The organism is Saccharothrix texasensis (assembly GCF_003752005.1).
In the GTDB taxonomy this organism is placed as follows: domain Bacteria; phylum Actinomycetota; class Actinomycetes; order Mycobacteriales; family Pseudonocardiaceae; genus Actinosynnema; species Actinosynnema texasense.
Genome location: NZ_RJKM01000001.1, coordinates 576,601 through 600,105 on the forward strand (window position 1 = coordinate 576,601; position 23,505 = coordinate 600,105).

The 23,505-nt window shown below is 74.1% G+C and carries 17 protein-coding genes and 1 pseudogene; 5 read left to right on the forward strand and 13 right to left on the reverse strand.

Annotated features, from left to right (window positions below):
- Nucleotides 1-42: 42 nt before the first annotated feature.
- Nucleotides 43-435 (reverse strand): ATP-binding protein, encoded by a 393-nt coding sequence (locus tag EDD40_RS02245; protein ID WP_148088658.1) that lies wholly within the window; start codon nucleotides 433-435, stop codon nucleotides 43-45.
- Nucleotides 436-695: 260 nt separating this feature from the next.
- Between EDD40_RS02245 and EDD40_RS42275 the strand changes: the two genes are divergently transcribed.
- The gene (locus EDD40_RS42275; RefSeq protein ID WP_211348057.1) at nucleotides 696-1,859 is read left to right on the forward strand and encodes a tellurite resistance TerB family protein; all 1,164 of its coding nucleotides are present in this window, start codon (nucleotides 696-698) and stop codon (nucleotides 1,857-1,859) included.
- On the opposite strand, the gene EDD40_RS02255 is transcribed toward EDD40_RS42275, so the two are convergent.
- The 3 genes from EDD40_RS02255 to EDD40_RS02265 are packed head-to-tail and all read right to left on the reverse strand — an operon-like array spanning nucleotide 1,856 to nucleotide 6,080.
- Complete coding sequence (locus EDD40_RS02255) at nucleotides 1,856-4,768, reverse strand: AAA domain-containing protein (RefSeq protein ID WP_123741416.1); 2,913 nt, start codon at nucleotides 4,766-4,768, stop codon at nucleotides 1,856-1,858. The two genes, EDD40_RS42275 and EDD40_RS02255, sit on opposite strands and share 4 nt — an antisense overlap.
- Nucleotides 4,769-4,807: 39 nt before the next feature.
- A complete protein-coding gene (locus EDD40_RS02260) occupies nucleotides 4,808-5,539 on the reverse strand; it encodes a class I SAM-dependent methyltransferase (protein ID WP_123741417.1) in 732 nt (243 codons plus the stop codon).
- Between the two features lie 10 nt (nucleotides 5,540-5,549).
- Nucleotides 5,550-6,080, reverse strand: a complete 531-nt coding sequence (locus tag EDD40_RS02265; RefSeq protein WP_123741418.1) for a hypothetical protein — start codon at nucleotides 6,078-6,080, stop codon at nucleotides 5,550-5,552.
- 215 nt (nucleotides 6,081-6,295) lie between these two features.
- Here EDD40_RS02265 and EDD40_RS02270 point away from each other — a divergent pair, with 215 nt between their 5' ends.
- Nucleotides 6,296-7,117 (forward strand): bifunctional DNA primase/polymerase, encoded by an 822-nt coding sequence (locus EDD40_RS02270; protein WP_123741419.1) that lies wholly within the window; start codon nucleotides 6,296-6,298, stop codon nucleotides 7,115-7,117.
- A gap of 114 nt (nucleotides 7,118-7,231) precedes the next feature.
- On the opposite strand, the gene ligD is transcribed toward EDD40_RS02270, so the two are convergent.
- From ligD to EDD40_RS02310, 9 genes and pseudogenes are all read right to left on the reverse strand, one after another.
- The gene (ligD, locus tag EDD40_RS02275) at nucleotides 7,232-8,176 is read right to left on the reverse strand and encodes a non-homologous end-joining DNA ligase (protein ID WP_123741420.1); all 945 of its coding nucleotides are present in this window, start codon (nucleotides 8,174-8,176) and stop codon (nucleotides 7,232-7,234) included.
- A gap of 29 nt (nucleotides 8,177-8,205) precedes the next feature.
- Nucleotides 8,206-9,318 carry an MFS transporter gene (locus EDD40_RS43070; protein ID WP_123741421.1) on the reverse strand — a complete coding sequence of 371 codons (1,113 nt, stop codon included), beginning with the start codon at nucleotides 9,316-9,318 and terminating at the stop codon, nucleotides 8,206-8,208.
- On the reverse strand, nucleotides 9,318-9,932 hold the full coding sequence (locus EDD40_RS43075) for a hypothetical protein (protein WP_148088659.1): 615 nt from the start codon (nucleotides 9,930-9,932) through the stop codon (nucleotides 9,318-9,320). Before EDD40_RS43075 ends, EDD40_RS43070 begins: the two co-directional genes overlap by 1 nt.
- A 229-nt stretch (nucleotides 9,933-10,161) precedes the next feature.
- Nucleotides 10,162-10,251: pseudogene (locus EDD40_RS44735) on the reverse strand (hypothetical protein); the annotation flags it as partial.
- Between the two features lie 72 nt (nucleotides 10,252-10,323).
- Nucleotides 10,324-11,082 carry a carbon-nitrogen hydrolase family protein gene (locus tag EDD40_RS02290; protein WP_281277737.1) on the reverse strand — a complete coding sequence of 253 codons (759 nt, stop codon included), beginning with the start codon at nucleotides 11,080-11,082 and terminating at the stop codon, nucleotides 10,324-10,326.
- A gap of 9 nt (nucleotides 11,083-11,091) precedes the next feature.
- On the reverse strand, nucleotides 11,092-13,005 hold the full coding sequence (locus EDD40_RS02295; RefSeq protein WP_123741423.1) for a phenylacetate--CoA ligase family protein: 1,914 nt from the start codon (nucleotides 13,003-13,005) through the stop codon (nucleotides 11,092-11,094).
- Nucleotides 13,002-13,427 (reverse strand): hypothetical protein, encoded by a 426-nt coding sequence (locus EDD40_RS02300; RefSeq protein WP_123741424.1) that lies wholly within the window; start codon nucleotides 13,425-13,427, stop codon nucleotides 13,002-13,004. The genes EDD40_RS02295 and EDD40_RS02300 overlap by 4 nt, the downstream gene beginning before the upstream one ends.
- The gene (locus EDD40_RS02305; RefSeq protein WP_123741425.1) at nucleotides 13,424-15,928 is read right to left on the reverse strand and encodes a lipase family protein; all 2,505 of its coding nucleotides are present in this window, start codon (nucleotides 15,926-15,928) and stop codon (nucleotides 13,424-13,426) included. The genes EDD40_RS02300 and EDD40_RS02305 overlap by 4 nt, the downstream gene beginning before the upstream one ends.
- A 93-nt stretch (nucleotides 15,929-16,021) precedes the next feature.
- A complete protein-coding gene (locus EDD40_RS02310) occupies nucleotides 16,022-18,286 on the reverse strand; it encodes a rhamnogalacturonan lyase (RefSeq protein ID WP_123741426.1) in 2,265 nt (754 codons plus the stop codon).
- 389 nt (nucleotides 18,287-18,675) lie between these two features.
- Between EDD40_RS02310 and EDD40_RS02315 the strand changes: the two genes are divergently transcribed.
- The 3 genes from EDD40_RS02315 to EDD40_RS02325 all read left to right on the forward strand — a co-directional run bounded on the left by EDD40_RS02315 (nucleotide 18,676) and on the right by EDD40_RS02325 (nucleotide 23,398).
- Complete coding sequence (locus tag EDD40_RS02315; RefSeq protein ID WP_123741427.1) at nucleotides 18,676-20,511, forward strand: DUF6807 family protein; 1,836 nt, start codon at nucleotides 18,676-18,678, stop codon at nucleotides 20,509-20,511.
- Nucleotides 20,512-20,581: 70 nt separating this feature from the next.
- Nucleotides 20,582-20,902, forward strand: coding sequence for an L-rhamnose mutarotase (locus EDD40_RS02320; RefSeq protein ID WP_123747687.1), 321 nt, complete (start codon nucleotides 20,582-20,584; stop codon nucleotides 20,900-20,902).
- Nucleotides 20,903-21,142: 240 nt separating this feature from the next.
- The gene (locus EDD40_RS02325; RefSeq protein ID WP_123741428.1) at nucleotides 21,143-23,398 is read left to right on the forward strand and encodes a rhamnogalacturonan lyase family protein; all 2,256 of its coding nucleotides are present in this window, start codon (nucleotides 21,143-21,145) and stop codon (nucleotides 23,396-23,398) included.
- Nucleotides 23,399-23,505 lie beyond the last annotated feature (107 nt).

Genomic DNA, 23,505 nt, shown 5'->3' on the forward strand with positions numbered 1-23,505 from the left:
TGCGGGGTCCGCACGCGCCGCGGACCCCGCACCACCGCGCCCTCACCCGATCGGCACTTCCGCCCACACCACCTTGTGGTCCTCGTGGTGGTCGAACCCCCAGCGCACGGACAGCCGGTTGACCAGCAGCAGCCCGGTGCCCGCCGTCGGGTGGTCCGGTCTGCCGAGCACGGGCAGCAGGCTGGGGCTGCGGTCCTCCACCTCGACCCGCAGCACCTGCCGGTCGTCCAGCCGCCGCATCCGCATCCGCCACGGCCCTTCGGCGTGCCGCCGCGCGTTGCCCACCAGCTCGGTGGCTATCGACGCGAGTTCGGCGACGCGCTTCCCGTCCACCCCATAAGCGACCTGTCGCACCCAACCGGCGATGCCGTCGGGTGTTTGGACGCCGCCCAGCGCCAGGTCGAGCCCGTCGTCAGGCAGGTCCACCGTATTCATCGCACGCTCCTCCGGCACCCTGTCTGCTCAAGGCGCACGCACGAGGTAACCGTTCGTCAAACGGGTCAAACCCGGATCTCCACCACTTTTTCCGGCGACGACCGGACGACCCTCCGTAACGACCCGGCCGGACCCGACGATCTTGCCCTCGACCCGTCGTGCCGAGCCCGGTGCCGGAGCGGTGGACCACGCGGCCACGACTCTCCTCTGCCCTGTCCGGCCCCCTTGCGGGCCGCCGAACCACCTGGGAAGGACCCGCCGTGACCGAAGTGCTGCCCGGTTCCGACAAAGCCGCCGCGAACCCCGCCGACAAAGCCGCCGCGAACCCCGCCGAGGACGCCGTCGAGAGCGCCGTCGACCGCGACGCCGTCGAACGGGAGCGCGCGAAGCTGCGGGAGTTCGTCGCGGGGTTGAGCGGGGACGACATCAAGTCGGGCGGCTGGTTCACGAAGCTCTGCGCCCAGGCGTTGCGCTCCTACGCCGGGAAAGCCACCTGGGAGTACTTCCAGGAGAAGTACCAGGGCGTGCCCGCGGACGGCATCGTCGGGCAGCAGATCGCCCTGGCGGCGAAGTACGCCATGCTCGAAGGCGGGATCTCCGCCGGCGCCTACGCCGCGACGATCGCCGCGACCGTGGGGTCCTTGGGCGGCGCCAGCCCTCTCACCGTGCCGGCCGGTGTCGCCACGTTCATGGTCGACCTGACGTTCATCACCCAGCTGCAGCTGCGCCTGGCGCACGACATCGCGGTGATCTACCGGATCCCCCTGGACGTGGACGACCCCGAGGACATGATGAAGCTCGTCCGGGTGGCATTCGGCATCAAGGCCGGCGAAGTCGCGCGCGGCAGCCTGAAGTTCGTGCCCGGTCTGGTCCGGCAGGTACTGAAGAAGTACTACTCCGGGTCGGTCCTCGCCGCCGCGAAGAGCCTTCCGATCGTCGGGAAGCACCTCCTGCAGCGCAACATCATCAAGTTCGCCATCCCCGGCGTCGGGATCCCCGTCACCGTCCTGTTGAACCGCTACACGACCATCGCCGCGGGGCGCTACGCCAAATCCGTGTTCCGCGAGGAGGCGGAGGTGGTCGAACTCGCCGAAACACTGGTCCGGCGCACCGGGCACCTCCGGCTGGTGCTGTGGGTCGCGTGGCTCGTCATCAACGCGGACGGCGAGATCGGCGACGCCGAACGCCTGCTGTTCCAGCGGCTGACGCGGCTCGCCCGCGAGCGGCACCAGGTCGACGACGAGGAACTCGCCGCCGTCGTCGACCTCGACCCGGACGAGGTGTGGCGCCGCGTCGACGCCGAGCCGGGGGATCTCAGCGACGTCGTGCACGCCGCCGAACGGGTCGCCGCCGTCGACGGGGACCTCAACGCGCGGGAGGAAGCAGTCATCGCCGAACTGCGGGACCGCTGCGGACGGCGCTAGACCTCGCCCGCGGCGCGCTGCCGCCGCAACGGGTCCTCCGGGGTCGGCAACGACCCGGAGTCCACCGGGGCGGACCTCGCGGCGCGGACGGGCGTGGCCGGGACCGGCGCGAACTCCTGCGCCAGCTCCACCGCGGCCCGCGCCGGGTCGCCGGCGAAGCGGCTGGGGAACGCGTCGCGCACCCGCCAGCCCGCGCCGCGCAGCGCACGCCACCGGGCCAGGTGCGCCGCCGCGCCGTCCGGGTGCGGCCGGGTGTCCAGGGCGACGGCCGACCCGCGTTCGCCCACCACCAGGTCGACCCGCCACCGACCGACCGGGTAGCCGGTGCGCGCCGCCAGGCCGAGGCCGGCCAGCTCCGCCGCCAACCGGGCGGTCCACTCGTCGGACGGCGCGACGCCCCCGGTCTCGGTCGGCGCCACGCCGGCGTGCCGCAGGTACTCGCCGACGAGTCCGACCGGTTCGGTGGCCGACGTGACGACGTGCGCCAGCCGCCGCGCCCGCGTGGTCAGCACGGCGAGCAGGTTGCGGTCGTTGGCGAAGCGCCAGGCGGCCGGCGGGTCGGCGTCGGTCAGCGCCAGGCTGATCACGACCTCGTCGAACTCCGAGCCCTGCACGCCGTGCACGGTGCCGACCCGCACCCCGCCCGCGGTGATCTCGTCCAGGCCGAGCCGGTCCAGCGCTGCCTGCTCCACCGCGTCGGCCTGCGCCCGGAACGGCGTCACGACGCCGATCGAGCGGGCGCCGGCGGCGATGCGGCGGCGCAGGTGCGCGAGCACCGCGTCCACCTCGACCGCGTTCACGCCCTTGTCGTCCCGGACGCCTTCGACGTGCTCGACGGCGATGCAGTCCACGTCCGCGACCGACGGGTGGGTGGTGAGCAGCGCGATCCGGCCCTCGTAGAACCGGGTCGCGGCGAACCCGATCAGGTGCGGCGCGCAGCGGTGGTGCTCGGTCAGCCAGTGCACACCGGCTGCCGCCGCGCCCGCGTCGAACAGGCTCACCTTCGGCACGTCCAGCCGGTCCGCCAACGGCCCCGTGCCCTCCGCGGTCACCGCCTCGCGCACGGCCTGCTCGCCGACGAACGACACGTGCCGCAGCTGACGCGGGTCGCCGCCGATCACCGCCCGCCTGCCGCGCAGCAGCGCGGGCGCCGCCAGCGGCTGGTCGACGTGGCTCGCCTCGTCGATCACGACCAGGTCGAACGCGCCCGGCACGGCGGGCAGGATGTCCTCCACGTCGGCCAACGTCCCCACCCACAACGGCAAGGCCTGCACCAGGTCCGAGGGCGAGACGCCCGCCAACGCCCGCCGCCGGGCCACCCGGCCCGCTCTCAGCGCCGTCGCCAGCGCCGCCACCGCGCGCCGGGGCCCCGCGCCACGACGGCTGACCGCCAGGGCGGCCAGCCAGGCGGCGATCGCGGCGTGCCCGCGCGCGTCCTCCTCGGCCAGCAGCCCGCGCAGGGCGTCCAGCGACGTGCCGCCGTTCGCGGCCACCCGGACCTGCGCGGCGGACTGCTCGGCGGCCCGCACCGCCGCCTCCAGGTCCGCCGCGGCCACGTCGTCCGCCGCGCCCGCCGCCCGCCGTGCCGACCGGACCGCCCACCGCGTCCGCCACCCGCCGAACAGCCCGTGACGCGGTCGCAGCAGCGCGTGCAGCCGCTCGAAGTCGACGCCTTCGCCGAACGCGCGCGGCGCCACGACCCGGTGCGCCGGCATCAGCGCCTCGAACCGCACCGCCGCCTCGACCAGTTCCTCGTCCCGCAGCGCCTCGCGCACCGCGCGTTCGATCCGGGCCACCGCCGCGACGGCGTCGGTCCGGCTCCGGTCGAGCTGGTCCAGCTCGCCCCTCCCGGTGGTGGCGGCCAACCCGGCGCCCAGCTCGCGCGCCATCTCCTGCCGCAGCTCCGAGTCGCCGAACAGCACCGGCACCGGCCCGCCCGCGCGTCGCAACGCCTCGCCGAGCACGTCGGCGGCGTTGCGGGTCCGGCCGGCCAGCAGCACCGAACGGCCCGACGCGACCGCGTCCAGCGCGATGGCGGCCAGCGTGTGCGTCTTGCCGCTGCCCGGCGGCCCGCCGATCACGGTGACCGGCGCGGCGCGGGCCGCCAGCACCGCCGCCCGCTGGCTCGGGCTCAACGGCAACGGGCCGTGCACCACCTCGTCGTGCTCGCCGGGGGAGTCCCCGCCAGGGGAGTCGTCGCCGGGGGAATCCTCGACCGAGGAGTACAGCCCGGCCAGCGCGGTCCGCTCCACGCCGGCGCGGCGTGCCCACGCGTAGAGCGAGGCGCCGCGTTCGGTGCTGACCACCGGCTCACCCGCGTGCAGCCCGGCCCCGGCCACCACGACCAGCTCGTCGCCGCCGATGAACCGGCGCGGGTCGTGGTCCGGTCCGAGCACCGGCACGTCGGCGAACCCGCTCGCGGTCAACGTCGCGCTGATCCACTCCTCGTCCCTGGCCAGCCGCGTCTCCAGCTCCGCCGCCTCGGACCAGTCGGTCAGCAGCGGGAACACGCCCACGTCGCCGGCGACGTGGAACGCGTGGCCGCGCCGACCCGCGGGGTGCAGCCGGACCGGCCGGGAGACCAGCGGCAGGCACACCCGCCTGCGCCGGCCGTTCACCGTCGCCGGCCCGCACAGGAAGGCCCAGCCCAGCCGCAGCAGCCGTTCTTCCCGGTGCAGCGCGTCGAACGACGCCAACCGGTCGACGGTCTCCCGCTGCTCGGGCCGCGCCGTCCACGGCGCGGGCGTCGAGGCGGTCGGGTCCGAGGTGCGGGTGAGGGTCTGCCACGCGGACTCGTCCGCGCCCAGCCACACCAGCCCGGCCGTCCTGGTCAGGTCGAGCTGGACCCGCTGCGGCTGCTCGGAGGCGCTGAGACGGGCCAGCGTGCGCAGCACGGCGGGAACGGTCACGGGGGAATCCTGCCACCCGGGTCCGACAACGGACCGGGGTCAGGCGTGACCGGTGAAGACCGCGAAGCTCGGGCTGCGGCGCAGCGGACCCCAGAACTCCTCGCCGCGCCCGTCCTCGGGGACCACGGTCGCCCGCCGCGTGACGTCGCGCAGCCCGGCGCGGGTCAACGCGGCCTCGATGACACCGCCGAGCCAGTAGAACGAGTCGAAGTCGAACGGCGGGTCGCCGAGCACGCGCACCACCACCGGCTGCCGCGCGCCGCCCGGCCCGGTGCGGATCACCTCGTAGCCGTAGCGGGCGTAGTCGGCGAGCACGTCCCAGTCCGGGTCGGGGTTGGGCACCAGCACGGCGAGCGTGCCGCCGGGTGCGAGGTTGGCGCGCAGGTTGCCGATCATCCGGTCGAGCGCGGCCTCGTCCTCGGCGTACCCGAGCAGCCAGATCGCGGTCACCACGTCGAAGACGCCCAGCACCGGCAGGGCGTCGGCGTCGTGCCGGTGGTAGGTGATGCCGAGCGGAGCGCGCCCCTCCGCCTCGCGGGCGTGGGCGACCATCTCGTTCGCCGAGTCGACGCCGACCACCGGGTCCGCGCCGAGGCGGCGGAACTCGCGCGGGTAGAAGCCGGTGCCGCAGGCCACGTCGAGCACCGATCTCCCGCGCAGGTCGGGCAACGCGGCCAGCAGCGTGGCGCGTTCGGCCAACCCGGTCGGGATGTGCTTGGTGCGCTCGTAGAGCTCGCCGAGCGCGTCGTACTGGTCGTCCGATTCCGCCATCCCCGCGACCTTATGGCCGACCGTAGAGCCCCGGATAGCCGCGACCGGTGAAGTGGTCGGCGAAGGGGCGGAGCGCGGCGCTGAGCCGGATCAGCGCGCCGTCGCGTTCCAAGGCCCGCTGGATCACGGGCTGGTGGCCGGGGTGCGCGCCGAGCGCCACGACCACCTCGGCGACGTGCTCGGCCTTCACGACCGCGCCGATCGGCGCGAGGCACTCCCGCACGGCGGCCGCGTCGGTGCGGGCGATCCGGCGGCCGAGGCCGGCCATCCGGGCGGGGTCGGCCGCCAGCGCCGCGGTGAACCCCGGCAGCGCGACCTCGTCCCGGACCAGGTCGCCGAAGTCCGCCAGCAGCGCCAACGACAGCATCTCGTACGCGCTGCGGATCCGCTCGGCCCCGATCGACTGGGTGTCGACGCGGAACGCCCGGATCAGCCGTTCGGCGACCGCGGCCACGTCCCGCCGGCGCACGATGCCGTCCGCGTTGGCGTCGAACAACCGGAGCCGGCGCGCGAACCTTGTGCCGAGGTCACCGTCTTCCATGACCCCATCGCGATCCATAGCGCGCCCCCTGGACCCAGTTTATGGGACCAGGACACCAGTACCACTACCCGATGGGATGAATGCCGCTTCGCGAAAAGTGAGCGCGGACCGCCGGCGCAGTTCCGTCCCGGTGGCCCTGTACCGGCGGCCCCGACCCCGGCACACTGGAGATCGGTGACGCTTCCCCCGTCGCCCGACACCAGGGGGGAACGCGCATGACCAGGTACCGGGCGGCGTTGGCCGCCGCCGAGCGGGGCTGGCCCGTGGTGCCGTTGCGCCCGCACGGGAAGACGCCCGCGCTGCGCGGCTGGGACGGCGAAGCGACCCTGGACCGCGACCGGATCAGGCAGTGGTGGTCCCGGCGGCCCTACAACGTCGGCATCTCGTGCGGCCCGGCCGGGTTGCTCGTGGTCGACCTCGACGTGCCGCACGGCCGCGAGGCGTTCGCCCGCCGGGCCTGGCAGCACGGCGACGAGGACCCGCGCGACACCTACACGGTGGCCACGCCCAGCGGGGGAGAGCACCGCTACTTCCAGGCGCCGGACGTGCCGCTGGGCAACACCGCCGGCCGGATCGCGCCGCACGTCGACACGCGGGGCGTCGGCGGGTACGTGGTCGCGGCCGGTTCCCTGCTCGGCGAGCACCGGTACCGGGTGGTGCGGGACGCGCCGGTCGCGCCCGCACCCGGGTGGCTGGTCGCCGTGCTGACCCCGCCGCCCCGGGAGGACCTGCCGATCCCGGCCCAACGGCCCTCGCCGCGCCGGGTCGACGCCTACCGCGCCGCCGTGGTGGAGGGCGAGGCGGAACGCGTCCGCGAAGCACGCCCCGGCGCACGCGCGCACATCGTGTTCACCGCCGCGTGCCGGCTCGGCGAACTCGTCGGCGCGGGCTGGCTGGACGAGACCACCGCGATGGCGGTGCTGCTGGCCGCCGCCGCGAGGCACGACGGCGTCGAGGGCTGGACCGGGCGCGAGGCGCTGCACCACGTGGAGAACGGCATCGCGCTCGGCCGTCGGCAGCCGCGCGTGCTCCGGTGACGTCGACCGCGTGCCCCGGCAGGGCCGGGCAGCTCCGGTCGACCCGGCCACGGGTGCGCCGAGATCGGTCGCGACGGACGTCCCGCCGGCCGGCACCGCCTCACCTCGTGGCGGTCACTCCTCCGGCACGTCGTCGCCGTCGCGGTCGGCCCACTCCAGCAACGGCTCCAGCGAGAACACCGCGTCGTCGATCCCGGCGTGCAGGTCGCCCAGCTCCGCGAACCGCGCGGGCACCGTGGCGATGGTGAAGTCCCGCGGGTCCAGGGAGTCGATCTCGTCCCACCGCACCGGCGTGGAGACGGTCGCCTCCGGCACGCCGCGCACCGAGTAGGCGCTGGCGATCGTGTGGTCGCGCGCGTTCTGGTTGTAGTCGACGAACAGGCTGCGCGGGTCGCGGTCGCGCCGCCACCACGCCGTGGTCACGTCGTCGGGCGCGCGCCGCTCCACCTCGCGGGCGAACGCCAGCGCCGCCCGCCGCACGTCGGCGAACCCCCACTCGGGCTTGATCCGCACGTAGACGTGCAGCCCGGACCCGCCCGACGTCTTCGGCCAGCCCACCGCGCCCAGCTCGGCCAGCACCTCGTGCGCCACGTGCGCGACCCGCCGCACCCGGTCGAACGGGCAGTCCGGCATCGGGTCGAGGTCGATGCGCCACTCGTCGGGCTTCTCCGTGTCGGCGGCGCGCGAGTTCCACGGGTGGAACTCCACCGTCGACATCTGCACCGCCCACACCACGTCCGCCAAGTCGGTCACGCACAGCTCGTCGGCGTGCCGGTCGTACCGGGGGAAGTGCACGCGCACGGTCCGCACCCACGGCGGCGCGCCGCCGGGCAGCCGCTTCTGGTGCACCTTCTCCCCGGCCACGCCGGACGGGAAGCGGTGCATCATGCACGGCCGCTCGCGCAGCGCGCGCACGATGCCGTCGCCGACCGACAGGTAGTAGTTGGCGAGGTCGAGCTTGGTCTCCCCGCGTGCGGGGAAGTAGACGCGATCCGGGTTCGAGATCCGCACGACGCGGTCCCCGACCTCCAGCTCCACCGAAGGCACCTTTCCGGCCATGCGGGCAAACCTAACCCGGATCGCGTCGGTCAGCGCGTCACCAGCCTCCTCTCGCGGTTCGTGGCGGCGATCACGACGGCCGCGACGGCGACGGCGGCGCCCAGGAGGGGCACGGCCGGCGCGGCCACCGCGCCGCCGAGCACCCCCGCGCCCGCGATGCCCGTGTAGATGGCGGACGCGTTCAGGGCCAGCAGCAGGTTCGCCCGGTCCGGGTCCACCGCCACCAGCGCCGCGAACAGGGGAGGGTTGAACGCCCAGAACAACGCGCCCCACGCGGCCATCACCGCGTACGCCGTCGGTCCGGCCAGCAGGGCCGGCAGCACCACGAGCACCGCCGCACAACCGCCCAGCGCCACCAACAACGGCGTGCGCGACCCGTGGCGGTCGGCCGCCACGCCGCCGATCGCGTTGCCCAGCACGCCGCCGACGCCGTAGGCGAGCAGGTGACCGCTGTCGGGCGGCTGCCCGGTGATCGGCCCCAGGTAGCCGTAGACGCTGAACGTGGCCAGGCAGGCCAGCAGCGACACGGCCAGCAGCCGTCGCACGGGCGGGTCGGCCAGCGGCGCGAGCCGCTGCCGGAACCCGACCGCCGGTCCCGGGCGCACCGGCGGCACGGCGGACCGCACCACCAGCGCCGCGACCACGCACAGCGCCGCCACCAGCACGAACGACGCCCGGTAGCCGAACCGGTCGGCGACCAGCCGCCCGGCCGGCACCCCCAGCAGCGTGGCCGCGGTCAAGCCCGCCGTCACCACCGCCATCGCCTTGGCCTTGTGCCCGGGGTTCAGCTGCGCGGCGACCGCCGTGGCCGCCGGGGTCGCCAGCGCCGCCCCGAACGCCGTGAGCACGCGGGCGACCAGCAGCAGGTCCAACGTCGGCGCCAGCGCCGCGCCGACGTTGCCCAGCGCCGCGACCGACAGGGCCGCCACCAGCAGCGCCCGCCGTTCGAACCGCGCGGTGAGCATCGCCAGCACGGGCGAGCCGACCGCGTAGGCCAGGGCGAACGCGGTGATCGTCTGGCCCGCCGCGGCGGTGGTGACGCCGTGGTCGGCCGCGACCTCGGTCAGCACCGCCGCGACCACGTACCCGCTGGACCCCGCCGCCACCGTCGTCGCGGCGAGCGCGGCGGTCCGGGCGCGCATCAGGACACCAGTCGGGGCGGGGCCGGGGTCAGGTAGGCGGTCAGGTCGGGTGGGCGGCGGCCGGTGAACGCCACCCGGTAGACGGTCTCCCGCACGAGGGCCACCGGTCTGCCCGCGCTGAGCAGGGTGGCCTGGCACCACAGGGCGGGCACGTCGTCGGGGTCGTCGGGCAGCGGGTCGGCGAAGTCGGGGTCGTCGGGCGCACGGGTGGTGCTCGCGTAGTGCGTGGCCCGGTGGGCTCCGGTGACCAACATGCCGAGCGGGGTGTAGCCGCGGGCCAGCTCGTCGCGGCCGGGCTCGTCCAGCTCGAGGCCGCGCTGGTGCACCAGCGCGGTGATCGCGGCGAGGCGCGGGCCGTGGTCGCCCAGGTGGGGCACCAGGTAGCCCTCGCGCCGGGTCACCGCGGTGTGCGGCGGTAAGCCGAGCAGGTGGGCCTGTCGGGGGGTGAGGTGGTGCCGGGCGTCGGGTTGCCGGGGGTCGCGGCGCAGGCGGTAGCCCACCCACAGGGACAGCACGCGGGTGAAGGGGACGGGTACGTCGCGCAGGAACCTGGCCATGGTCTCGGCCCTGGCTCCTGCCTCGTCCGCGTGGTCGGCGGTTACTGAGTTGATCATCGGGGTGCACCTTCCGGTGAGGCCGCACGTGGGGTGGTGCGGGCGTCGGTGCGATGGACACCACGATGAGGCCGCATTGATGCGGAGACATCGGTCGGGTGACGTAGAAGATCGTGCATTCATTCCACTGTGGACAAGATGACGCGAGCTCGGTTTCACACCTGTGACCCACCGTCGACCCGGCCCGCCCGGTCGCGGAACAAACCGCCGGTCGGGCCACGTCGGCCGGGAACGGCGCACCGGCCACCGCGTACCGCCAGGCCGGCGTCTTGATCGACTCGGCGACCGCACGGCGCTGATCAGGCGGATCCGGCTCCACGTCAGCGCCTGTCGTGGCCCCGCTGCGACGTGTTCTCGGCGTCGTGGAACGAACCGGGCAGGTCGGCGTCGGTCACGCCCCTCCGTCCGTGGCGCGGTTCGGGATCACCGCCCGCCCCACGGCGCCCACCCCGGTGCCGGCGGAGGTGATCATCCCACCGGACGGGTCCCACACCGCCGACCGGCCCGCCGTCGACTCGTACCCCTCGCCCGTCGGGCCCGCGAAACTCGCGATCGCCACCCACACACCGTGCCCGAGCGCGATCCGCCGCGCTCGTTCCTCCACCACACCCGCGTCCCACGCGTGCTCCAACACCCCGGCCGCGTACACGTCCACGCCCAACGCCACCGTGTCCGCCACGTGCCGAGGAACGCCGGTGTCCTTGCACACCGCCAACCCGAGCCGCACCCCGTCGACCTCGACGACCGCCGGCGCGTCACCGGGCCGGAAGCGCACCGCCTCCCGCCCGCCGAGCCACATCTTCCGGTACGCCACCCGCACACCGGCGCCGGACACCTCCAGCACCCCGATGTTCGGTCCACCGACAAGACCGCCGCCCCAACCACCACCGGACTCACCCGGACCGCCGAACGCCCCGCCGACCGGCGCACCCGCGAACGCCACGGTCCCCGTCTCGGCGCACGCCCGCACCAACGGCCGCACCAGCTCGAACGGCACCACCGGCGCGTCGAAGTGGTACCCGGTCAGCGACAGCTCCGGGAACACCACCACCCGTGCCCCGGCCGCGCGCACCGCCTCGACGTGCGCCGCCACGTTGGCAGCCACGTCATAAGGGGTGCAACGCGGCTGGGCTACGGCGATCGTGATCACCCGACGACCCTAACGCGGCAGGTTCGCCCGGACCCACCCGATGACGCGCAGGCCGACCGCCAGCGCGCCTTCGCCGCCGTCCCACTCCACCGGCAGCGGCGGCCGGTGCTCGGCCGCGACCTCCATGACTTCCCGCACCTCCCGCAACCCCGGCACCCCGTCCTCCTCGGCGACGGCCAGGACGTCCTCCGCGACGGTGGTCCGGACACCGCGGACCAGGCAGTGGTAGCGCAACGCGTTGAGCACGTGCCGCGACGACAACCAGGACGCCCGGACCGGGTCGCGGACCCCTTCGGCGGCGGTGAGCTGCGTCCACAGCACCGCCCGCGCCTCCTGCAACCACGGCCCGGCCACCGCCCGCAGCGCCGGGACCGACGGCCACGTCACGCCCGCCTCGCCCAGGTCGCCCAGCACGGGGTGGCACTCGGACAGCAGGCGGGCCCGGAGCAGCGGCGAGTCCGCGACGGCGGCCGCGGTGTCGACGTTGACCCGCAGCCCGGTCAGGTGCCGGTGCATCTCCCGGGCCAGGCGCGGCCACCCCGGACCGTCCTGGTCGACCACGACGGTCAGGTCGACGTCACTGTGCCGGGTGAAGGTGTCCGGGGACAGGAACGAACCGGTCAGGGCCGCGGCGCGCACCCCGGGCTCGCCCACGAGCCAGGAGCGCGCCCACTCGGCCACCTCGACCGGTTCGAGCGACGGGGGACCTTGCCCGAGCCGGAGGTCGCGATCCGCGGCGCGCGCCTCGTCCTGGGGCCGGGCGGTCACGGGGCTCGTCGGGTCCCGCGGCCGGACGGTCACGCGGGTCGCGGGCCCGAGCATTCCGCGCACCGCGGCGGCGATCACCGCGGCGGTGCGCGGTGGGACCGGCGTGGCGGCGTCGTGCCGCACGACCACGGTCCCGGCGTCGTCCTGCACGACGTCCACGCCCGGCAGGTCCAGCTGGGTGAACAGCTTGGCCAGGTCGAGCGTGGTGGCCCGCCGGTCCGCTCCCGCCCGCGCCGCGACGCGCGTCACCCTTGATCCGTCCAGCCGGAAACGCCGTCCCGCCAGTCCGCACGAGCAGGAACCGCCCACCCAGGCGCCCCGGTCACCGACCGCGTAGCGCAGCAGCGGCATCGCCCGGTTGGTCAGCGAGGTCAGCACGACCTCGCCCTCGTCCGCGGGCGTGGCCGTCTCGTCCAGCAGCTCGAGCACCACGTCCTCGGAGACGTGGTAGACGTGGGCCGCTTCGCACTGCGCTCCGGCGATGCCCACCTCGGCACTGACGTACATGGCGGTCACCGGGCAGCCGAACACCTCGCCCACCCGCGCCGACACCTCGGCGTGGACCGTCTCGCCCGACATCACCACCAGGGCGGCCCGCACCCGGCCGGAACCGCCGATGCGGTCGGCGAGGGCGGAGAGCACCCACGGCATCCCGGTCACCACCTGGCCGTCCACCTCGCGCAGGCAGTCCAGGAAGCGGTCGTCGGGCAGCCGCCACGCACGTGTCAGGTTCCACTTGACCAGGCGCGCCGGAGCCTGACCCGGGAACGCGAGCGACCGCGTCGCGGCGCCGGCGTGCAACGTCAGGTGGAACACCGCCAGGTCCGGGCCGAGATCACCGGGCAGGAGCGCCGTGATCCGCCGGTGCAGCGCGGCGCGCTCGGCGTCCTGCGCCGCTTGGTCCACCAGGACCTCCAACGGCAGCCCCGTGGTGCCGCTGGTGCGGCTGAGCCGCCACGTCGAGGTGTCGCCCTCCGCGGCCCACAGCCTGGCCCCCGCCGCGCGCACCTCCGCCCGGGTGAGCGTGGGCAACCCGCGCAGCACGTCGAGCGCGCCGGTGTCGGTGATCTCCACGTCCGCGAGGAGCCGCCGGTAGTGCGGCACGTGGTCGCGCGCGTGCCGCAGCAGGTCGGCCAGCCGTGCCGGGTCGGTCACGTCGGCAGGTAGTCGGTGACCACCCGGTCCACCTTCGGCAGCAGGGTCTTGAGCTCGTTCAGGTCGTGCCCGCCCGCGACCCAGAACCGCTCGAGCTCCTCGTTCGTCGGGCCGGGCCCCCGGTTGACCGCGTGGAACGTGTGCTCCACGACGGCGATGAACCGGGTCAACCCCGACGTGGTGCCCCCGTCCCGCTCCCAGCCCGCCACGAGCGCGCGGCCCACCTCCGACTCGGAGGGGATCGACACGGTCCGGACGCGCACGTCGCGCTGCCGGGTGTGCTGGAGGTAGCGCCCGAGGGAGAGCAAGGTCTCCTCCGACAGCGTCTCCGGCGCGCACGTCCGGAAGAAGTCGAAGTACCGGTCGGGCACGGAAGACGCCCGCAGTACGGCGAGCACCCGCTCGCGATCACCGCGCTTCATCCCACCTCCGGCCCCGGCGTGCCCGCCGGGGCGCCTCCCGCGCCGAAGCGCTCCATCCGCCACACCATTCGTGCCACCGCCTCTCGCACCGCGGGTTCGCGGGCCCGCTCGGCCTCGGCGCGGCGGGCGAGGTCCAGGGCCTGCGCCGGAAAACCCGCGTCTTCTGCCAGCAGCGCGCGCAGGTGCAACGCGCGCGGCAGCTCGGTGTGCGCGCCCGACCACATCCGGCGGATGACGTCGTCGAGCCGGACGGTCGCCTCCCGCGTCCGCCCCAGCTCCACCTCGCACCACGCCAGGCTGATCTCAGCCTCCACCCGCTCAGGGGCGTCGGCCGGGATGCCGCAGCCGAGCGCGGCCCCGAAGTGCGCCGCGGCCTGCGCGTGGTCGCCGCGCCGCAAGTGGATGTTGCCCAGCAGCTTGTGCGCCACGAACACCCCTCGCTCGTCCTCCAGCCCTCGCTGCAGCTCCAGGCCCGCGCCGGCTTCGCTGAGGGCGAAGCCGAAGTCGCCGTCCAGGTTCGCGAGGAAGGCCCGGTGGGAGTGCAGGGTGGCCCGGACCTCCGCCGAGTCGAGGTCGCCGACGTGCTGCTCCGCTTCGTGCAGCAACGACCACGCCATCCTGGAGTCGCCCTGCTGGGCGACCTTGCGCGCGAGCCGGCACCGCAGTGCGACCGCGCCCACGCGGTCGTCTTCCGCGTCCAAGCCGTCGATCAGCACCCCGGTGACCGCCAGGTACTCCGGCCAGTACCCCTGCCGGTTGAGCCGGTCCGCCAGTCCGCCCCGCAGGACGGGCGCGAGTTCGCCGAACGCGCCGGCGGCGAGCGCGGTGCGGGCCACGACCGGCAACGCCGCCGCCAGATCCGGGCCCACGGCGCTGCCGGCGGGACCCGCCGCGGTGCGCACGGCCGCCGCCACGCCGGCCGCCGCGGCCCGGCGCTCGTCGGCGACCAGCACCGACACCACGACCGCGGGCACCACGATCGCGTCGTCCACCTGCGACACCAGCGCGGCGTCGATCAGCCTGCGCAGGCCGGGTGCCACCGCGGCGCGATCGACCAGGCCCGCGCCGATCAGCACCGACAGCGGGACGCCGGCGAACGCGGCGAAGGTGGCCAGGACCTCGCGGTCACCGCGGTCGAGACCGGCCACCAGGTCGGCTACCGGTCGCAGCTCGCGGGCCACCGACTCCGGCCAGGGCGGGTCGAGCAGCAACTCCAGCGGCGTCCGGCGGCCCTCGGCCAGGAACGCCCGCAGCGCGCCCGGCAACGAGGACACGGGCGGCGGGAGCAGGCCGAGCACCCGGTCCACGTCGTCCGGCCTGGCGCGGACCCTCGCGTCCTCCTCGACCAGCGCCCGGATCTCCTCGGGGCTCAACGGGTCCACGGCGATCGACCACGCGGGCAGGTCCAGGTCGGGCCGGGTGGCGGAAGTCGCCACCACGACGGTGTCCGGCTCGAGCGACAGCGCCCGGGCGAGGTCCGCGGCCTCCATCCCCGGCACCACGTCGTCGAGCACCACCAGCCGCGGAGCCGCCGCTGCGCGCACCGCTTCGGCGAACAGCCGCGCCCCGACCGCGTCCAGGTCGCGGGCGCGGTGCGCGAACACCGACCGCCACGCCGTCGCGTCGGCCACGGCGTCGCACAGCGCGGTCGTCCTGCCCGACCTCGGCAGACCGAACAGGACCACCAGTCGCTCGCCGGCGTCGAGGGCGCCGCGCACCGAGTCGACCACCGCGGACCGCGGGATCCCGCCCTTCCCGACACCCAGGGCGGCCCGGAGGTCGACCGCCGCCGGCGCCTTCCGCGCGACCAACGGCAGCAGGTGCCGCTTGAGCGCCAGGTACGCCATCGCGTCCCGGTCCTCCGGCCGCACGATCGTGAAGTGGTCGCCGGGCAGCATCCCGCCGTGGGGGAAGTGGCTCAGCGCCGACTGGGGGAGCACGACCTTGTCCTGCTCGCCCGCGTAGGCGTGGACGGGGACCGGGTATTCCGAAGGGCCTTCGCCCTTGGCGTTGACGACCCGGTTCAGGACATCCGTCAACGCCTCGGTGACCGGCTTGACCAGGGGCCGGAGCTCCTTCTCCTGGACGTTGCCGAGGACCGGGCGGGCGAAGGCCCGCAGCGCGCCGAGGAACTCCGAGCCGTTGCTCGGACAGGCGAACAGCACGACGTGCCCGATGCGCGCCAGGTCCAGGCCCTTGCCCTCGCGCAGCTTCCGGGCGAGGTACCGCTGCACGACCAGTCCGCCCTGGCTGTGGGTGGCGAGCACGATCGAGGAGTGCCGCTCGGTGCGCAGTTGCAGGTAGGTGTCGAGCATCCGCGCGCTGTCGTCCACGCTGGGGATGCGCCGCGCCGAGTTCAGCTCGACCTTGGGCGAGGCGTACTCGAAGTGCAGCACGTCGACGTCGGCGAGGTCGGGGTCCCCGCCCACGAGCCGGTCGAAGTGCGACCACACCGCGGCCGACGAGAACAGGCCGTGGACGAGCACGAGCGCCACCGACATGTCACGGCCCTCTCTGTGCCCACACCCCGGTCACGACTTTGATACCACCACCACGACGCCGGGGAGGCGCAATAGTGCGCCTCCCCGGCGGGCTCAGCGCGGCACCTTCGCCCAGTCGACGTCCGAGGCCAGGTAGAAGCCGGGGTACGCGGGCTGGTTGTAGGCGGTCTGCTGCCGGGCCACGTCCACCCGGTACTGCGGGTCCTGCATCAGCGTGTACAGCTTGTGGCCGGTGACCTCGGTGCTCAGGTGCACCCGCAACGCCGTGCTGTCCGCCGTGCGCACCACCAGCTCCTCCCGCCAGTCGCCCAGCACGTCCGCGACCAGTGCCGGGTTGCCCTTGGTCCCGTTGTTGGTCCGCGTCCCGTCAGCCGTCAGCACGGTCCCGCGCCGCCAGTCCTTGATCGTCGGCGTCACGTCCTGCGCGCCGTCGACGATCTGGGTGGTCAGGTCGGCCGCCCACCGGATGCTCGCGTTCGTGCCCGGGATGGCCGTGGACAGCGGCCGCCCGTCCGCCGACCACAGACCCGCCGCGTCGGTGCCGCCCGGCAGCGACGCCCACGTCTCCAGGCCCGGCTCGTCCGGCAGCACGTCGCCGACCATGCCGCGCCCGGTGTCCCGCCCGGTGTACCCGCCGTAGATCACCGCACCGGTGGCCGCGTCGCGCAGCGCGTAACCGTAGGGCGCCGAAGTCGCGCCCTCGTGCACCATGTAGATCTCCAGCCCCGGTCGGGCCGGGTCGACGTCGGTCACGTGCAGCGCGTCGCCGTGCCCGAGCCGCGCCACCGCGCCGGGGTTCGCGCTGCCCGGCGGCAGCGCGGCCGACGAGTTGTAGAGCACCTTGCCGTCGTGGTCGACGGTCGACGCCCCGTACACGATCTCCTGCTTGCCGTCGCCGTCCACGTCCGCCGCGCTCAGCGAGTGCGCGCCCTGCGTGGTCAGGCCGCCGTGCGTCGGCGACGTGCCGTCCTGCCCGTGCACCGGGTAGTTGAACGGGTTGCTCATCGGCACCCAGCCGCTGTCGACGAACCAGTCCTTGACCAGCTTGCGGCCGTTCCACCGGTACGCGGCCAGCGCCGTGCGCGTGTAGTAGCCGCGGGCGAAGACCGCCGACGGCCGCTTGCCGTCCAGGTACGCGACACCGGCCAGGAAGCGGTCCACCCGGTTGCCGGGCTCGATCCGGCCCAGCGCGTAGTCGCCCCACATGAGCCCGTCGTCGTGCCGGCCCGGCTCGTACCGCGCGGTCTCCAGCTCACGGCCGGACCTGCCGTCGAACACGGTCAGGTACTCCGGCCCGTCGACGATGAACCCGGCGAAGGCGCGCAGGTTGTTGCGGGCGCTGCGACTCGGCGCGTAGACGTCCATGAAGTGGTCGGCCAACGCCCGCGCGTCCGCCTCGGACAACGGGTAGGTGTGCCGCACGGGGATGCCGAACGCCTGCTCCAGCGTGGCGGGCCACCGCCCCGCCACCACCTCGGGGTGCTCGTGCCAGCCCCGGAACACCTCCACGACGTGCTCGTAGTAGCCCGCGGCGCTGAGCCGGTAGTCGTCGCTGTGGGAGTAGCCCGCGCGCACGTCCTCGCGCGGCATCGTGACGTACCGCTCCGACACCGCGTTCCCGCGCCGGTCGTACGTCGTCACCTTGGTGCCCGGCGCGGTCTTCATCATCATCTCCGAGCGGCCGTCGCCGTCGAAGTCGTAGACCAGGAACTGCGTGTAGTGCGCGCCGGACCGGATGTTCACGCCCAGGTCCACGCGGTGCAGCAACGTGCCGTCGAACCGGTAGGTGTCGACGTAGGTCGGCCCGGTGTAGCCGATCTGCGAGACGTCCTTGCTGTTCGACGGGTCCCACTTCACGACGTACTCGTAGCTGCCGTCGCCGTCCACGTCGCCGACGCTGACGTCGTTGGCCGAGTAGGTGTACGCCTCGCCGGCCGGCGTCACGCCGTCGGCGGGTTTGCGCAGCGGCAGGTCGTAGGACCCGCCCGCCCACGGTGTCACGGGCTTGCTCGCCTCGCCCTGCCGGCCGCGCACCACCGGCGCGACGCGGTACTGCGAACCGCCTTCGGTGTCGAGGTAGTTGGTGCTGTCGGTGACCGTGGCGATGCGGCGGCCGTCGCGGTAGACCGCGAACGCCGGGCCGGCCAGGCCCGTGCCGGTGTGGCCGGTGACCTCGTGGCGCAGCAGCCGCCAGCTCAGGAACACCCCGCCCTCGGTGCGCGCGGCGACCAGGCCGCGGTCGAGGCGTTCGAGCCGCGGTCCGTCGGGGGTGGCCGAGGCCGGGGAGGAGACGGGCGACGTGCTCAGGACGAGCGCTAGGGCCGCCAGCGCGGCGGGCAGGGGTCTGACGCGGGTCATCTGCGTCCTCCAATGGGCGCGACGGTGCGCGAGGTACGTGATGACGCCACACAATGAACCGTTTCAACACGAAAGGCAAGGCTGAATCCACACGAGATGCGCCTCCGGCGAAGTCCTCTTTGCGGTGCAGGAAAGACTTGCTTGACGCCGTAGTAAGGGTCACCTAGCGTGGTTGAACCGATTCAACCGAAGGGTGAGAGTGATGGGACGAGTGTCTCGCCGCGGCGTGGGCGGCCCGCTGGTCGGGCAGGTGTCGCCGACCGTCGCGGCCGGCCGGCTCGCGGGCGCCACGCACTCCGGCTGGGCCCGGTGATCGGGGCGGCCCCGGCCGCCGAGCCGTCGCGCGACCGGGCGGGCCACGCGCACCCGGCGGCCGCGGTGGGGCGCCGGTGACGCCGCGCGCGGTTCCGCGGGTGGTGCTCGCCGGCGCGGCCGGCTACGGGCGGCTGTACCTGCGGGAGATCGCCGCGTTGGAGGCCGAGGGCCGGGTGCGGCTGACCGGCGTGTGCGAGGTGAACCCGCTCGACGGCGAGGCGCGCCGGCTCGTCGGCGACCGGCCGGTGGACGCCGACCTGTCGAAGCTGCTGCGCGACGCGGACATCGGCATCGTCTCCACCCCCATGCACACGCACGTGCCGTTGGCGCGTCAGGTGCTGGACGCGGGCGCGCACCTGCTGCTGGAGAAACCACCCACGCCGACCCTCGCCGACTGGCACGACCTGGTGGGCCGGGCCGCGGGCAGGCCGGTCCAGGTCGGCTTCCAGAGCCTCGGCTCGCACGCGGTGCGCCGGCTGGCCCTGCTGATGCGCTCCGGCGCGTTGGGCGGGATCCGGGGCATCGGCGTGCGCGGCACGTGGTCGCGTGACGACACCTACTTCACCCGTGCGCCGTGGGCGGGCCGGCGCACGCTCGACGGCCTGCCGGTGGTGGACGGCGCGCTGACCAACCCGTTCGCGCACGGCGTCGCGACCGCGTTGGCCCTGGACGGCAGCACGGGCGTGGACGACGTGCACGACATCGAGCTGGAGCTGCTGCGCTCCCGGGACATCGAGGCCGACGACACCTCCTGCCTGCGGCTGCGCACCCGCAACGGCACGGTCGTCGTGGTCGCGGTGACGCTGTGCGCGGAGGTGGTCCGGGAACCGGTGATCGTCGTGCACGGCAGCCACAAGCGCGCCGAGCTGCACTACACCGAGCACCGGCTGGTGATCGACGGCATCGAGGAGCGGCACCGCCACGACTCGCCGCTGCGGAACCTGCTGGACCACCTGGAGGACCCGGCCGTGCCGCTGCAGGCGCCGCTGGCCGCGACCGGTGCGTTCACCCGCGTGCTGGAGGCCGTCCGCACCGCGCCGGACCCCGTGCCGATCGACCCCGCCTGGCTGCGCCGCAACGGCAAGCGGGTGGACGTCGACGGCGTGAACCACGTGGTGGCCAAGGCCGCCGAGCACCTGCGCACGTTCGCCGAGCTGGAGGTGCCGTGGTCGCCGCTGGGCCGGGTGGCCCGGTACGGCTGGGACGGCGCCCGGCTGCCGCTGGTCGTGCCGCGGCCGGCGCTGCACCCGGTGCGCACGCTCGGCGGGGTCGTGGTCACCGGCGAGCACCCGGACGACCACCCGTGGCACCGGGGCATCGGCCTCGCGCTGCCCGACGTGAACGGGGTCAACCTGTGGGGCGGGCGCAACTACGTGCCCGGGCAGGGCTACGTGCCGGGCGAGCTGGGCCGGGTCGAGGAGACCGGACCCGGCGAGCTGGCGTGGTGCGACCCCGCGGGCGCGGTCCTGCTGCGGGAACGCCGCCGCGTCCGCCGCCGGGTGGTCGCCGACGGCTGGGAGCTGGAGTGGACCAGCGTGCTCACCGCGGTGGGCGACGTGGTGCTGCACAGCCCGGGCAGCAAGGGCAGGGAGGGCGCGGGCTACGGCGGCTGGTTCTGGCGGCTGCCCGACCTCGACCCGCTGTCCGTGCGGGTCTACAGCCCCCACGGCGCCGGCGAGGCGGAGGTCAACGGCCGGGCCGCGCCGTGGCTGGCGGTCGTGGTCGGCGATCCCGTGCGCCCGTGGACGGCCGTGGTGTCCGGTCCGACCGACCCGTGGTTCGTGCGGGTCGGCCAGTACCAGGGCATCGGCTCGGCGCTCGCCTGGGACGCGCCGGTGGTGCTCGGGCCCGGGCAGGAACGGGAGATCGTCGTGCGGGTGGCGTTCTACGACGGCGTGCGCCCGCCGTGAGGGACACGTCGTGAGGGGGCACGCCGTGCCGACAGACGTCGTTGTGAAGGTTCCAGTCTCGGAGGTCGACGTGCGACGTATCTGCTTCCTGCTCCGGGTGCGCCCGGAACGGCTGGAGGAGTACCGGGAGCGGCACCGCGAGGTGTGGCCGGAGATGCGGGAGGCGCTGCGGGAGACCGGGTGGGGCAACTACAGCCTCTTCCTGGCCGACGACGGGTTGCTGGTCGGCTACCTGGAGACCCCGGACTGGGACGCCGCCCAGCGGGGCATGCGCGACCGCGAGGTGAACGACCGGTGGCAGGCCGAGATGGCCGAGTTCTTCACCGCGCTGGACGGCAGGCAGCCCGACGAGGCCATGAGGCCGCTGACGGAGGTCTTCCACCTCGACTGAGCCGGGCGGGGCGTGCCGGTCACGGGGGAGTGGTGTCTCTCCGGTGGACGAGGGTGGTTGAACCTTTTCAGAACGCCTCTGACCAGGTGAGCCGGCCCGTTCGGACCAATTGGGACGAGTTGGCGTGAATCGTTTCATCACTTGACGGGGGCCTGGTGGCAGTGCTGTCATGTGCCGGGCGAGGGCGTTACCCGGATTACGTCTGGGAGCGCTCCCAGAATCAGCGACGAAGGAGCAACGGTGCTCACCAACTCGTTCAGAGTGCGGGCGATCGCCGCCGCCACGGCGATCAGCGCACTGACCGGAGGCCTGCTGGTCGCCGGTGTGGCTTCGGCGGCCCCCGGCTGCGGGGTCGACTACGTGGTGCAGAACAAGTGGCAGGGCGGGTTCTCCGCGAACGTCACGATCAAGAACCTGGGCGACCCGGTCGACGGGTGGGCGTTGGCCTGGTCCTTCCCCGGCTCGGAGCGCTTCGGCCAGGGGTGGAACGCGACGTTCGCGGCCTCCGGCGCGAGCGTGACGGCGTCCAACGTGGACTGGAACCGGTCGATCCCGACCGGCGGCACGGCGTCGTTCGGCTTCAACGGCTCGACGACTGGTGACGTGGTCGGCGTGCCGACGACGTTCACGCTCAACGGCACCACCTGCACGGGCGGTGTCGACCCCACGACGACCACCGGCACGTCGACCACCACGAGCACCACGACGACCACGACCACCACCACGACGACGACCACCACGACTCCGGGGCCGGGGCCGTCCGACCCGACCGGCCGCAAGCAGGTCGAGCGGCTGGACCGCGGCGTGATCAGCGTCCGCTCCGGGTCCGGCAACCTGGTGAGCTGGCGCCTGCTGGGCGGCGACCCGCAGAACGTGGCGTTCAACGTGTACCGGGGCGGGACCAAGGTCAACGCCTCGCCCATCACGGCCTCGACGAACTACCTGGACGGCGGTGCGGCGGCGGACGCCTCCTACACCGTGCGCGCCGTGGTCGACGGGTCCGAGCAGGCGGCTTCCCCGGCGTCGCTCGGGTTCGGCTCCGGCTACCGGGACGTGCCGATCCAGTCGCCGGGCTCCGGCTACGTGGCGAACGACGCGAGCGTCGGCGACCTGGACGGCGACGGCGACTACGAGTTCGTGCTGAAGTGGGACCCGGACAACGCGAAGGACAACTCGCAGTCGGGCGTGACCGGGAACGTCTTCATCGACGCCTACACGCTCCAGGGCACCCGCCTGTGGCGCATCGACCTGGGCCGCAACATCCGCGCCGGCGCGCACTACACCCAGTTCCAGGTCTACGACTACGACGGCGACGGCAAGGCCGAGGTCGCCATGAAGACCGCCGACGGCACGCGTGACGGCCGCGGCACGGTGATCGGCAGCGCGAGCGCCGACTACCGCAACTCCAGCGGCTACGTGCTGACCGGGCCGGAGTTCCTGACCATGTTCAACGGTCAGACCGGCGCGGCGATGTCGACCGTGAACTACGACCCGCCGCGCGGCACCGTCTCCTCCTGGGGCGACAACTACGGCAACCGCGTCGACCGGTTCCTGGCGGGCACGGCCTACCTGGACGGCGCGCGTCCGTCGCTGATCATGGCCCGCGGCTACTACACGCGCGCGGTCATCGCGGCCTGGGACTTCCGCAACGGCGCGCTGACCAAGCGCTGGACCTTCGACTCGAACTCCTCGGGCAACTCCGGGTACGCGGGTCAGGGCAACCACTCGCTGACCGTCGGGGACGTGGACGCCGACGGCCGGGACGAGATCGTCTACGGCGCGGCCACGATCGACGACAACGGCCGGGGCCTGTGGACCACCGGGCTCGGGCACGGAGACGCCGCCCACCTGGGCGACTTCGACCCGTCCCGCCAGGGCCTGGAGTACTTCAAGGTCTCCGAGGACAGCTCCAAGCCCGGCTCCTGGTTCGCCGACGCCCGCACCGGCGCGCGGCTGTGGACCACCGCGAGCGGCGGCGACAACGGCCGCGGCGTGGCGGACGACATCTACGCGGGCAGCCCCGGCGCGGAGTCCTGGTCGGCCCAGGACGGCAGCCTGCGCAACCCCGCGGGCCAGAACGTCGGCCGCAAGCCGTCGTCGATGAACTTCCTGGTCTGGTGGGACGGCGACCCGACCCGCGAGCTGCTCGACCAGACCAGGATCGACAAGTACGGCACCGGCGGCGACACGCGCCTGCTCACCGGTTCCGGTGTGGCCTCGAACAACGGCACCAAGGCCACGCCCGCGCTGAGCGCCGACCTGTTCGGCGACTGGCGCGAGGAGGTCGTCTGGCGCACCTCGGACAACTCCGCGCTGCGGATCTACTCCACGCCCAACCAGACGGACCGGCGCATCCCCACGCTGATGCACGACACCATGTACCGCGTCGCGATCGCGTGGCAGAACACGGCCTACAACCAGCCGCCGCACCCGAGCTTCCACATCGGGAACGGCATGGCCACCCCGCCGTGGCCCGACGTGCACTACGCCGGGTGACGACCCTTCACTGATCACGCTCCGCAGCCGTGGCCTACCTCACCCGGGGTAGGCCATAGGCTTTTCGGGGGTGTTAACCGCCCGGTCAGCGGGTACTTGTCCGGGGA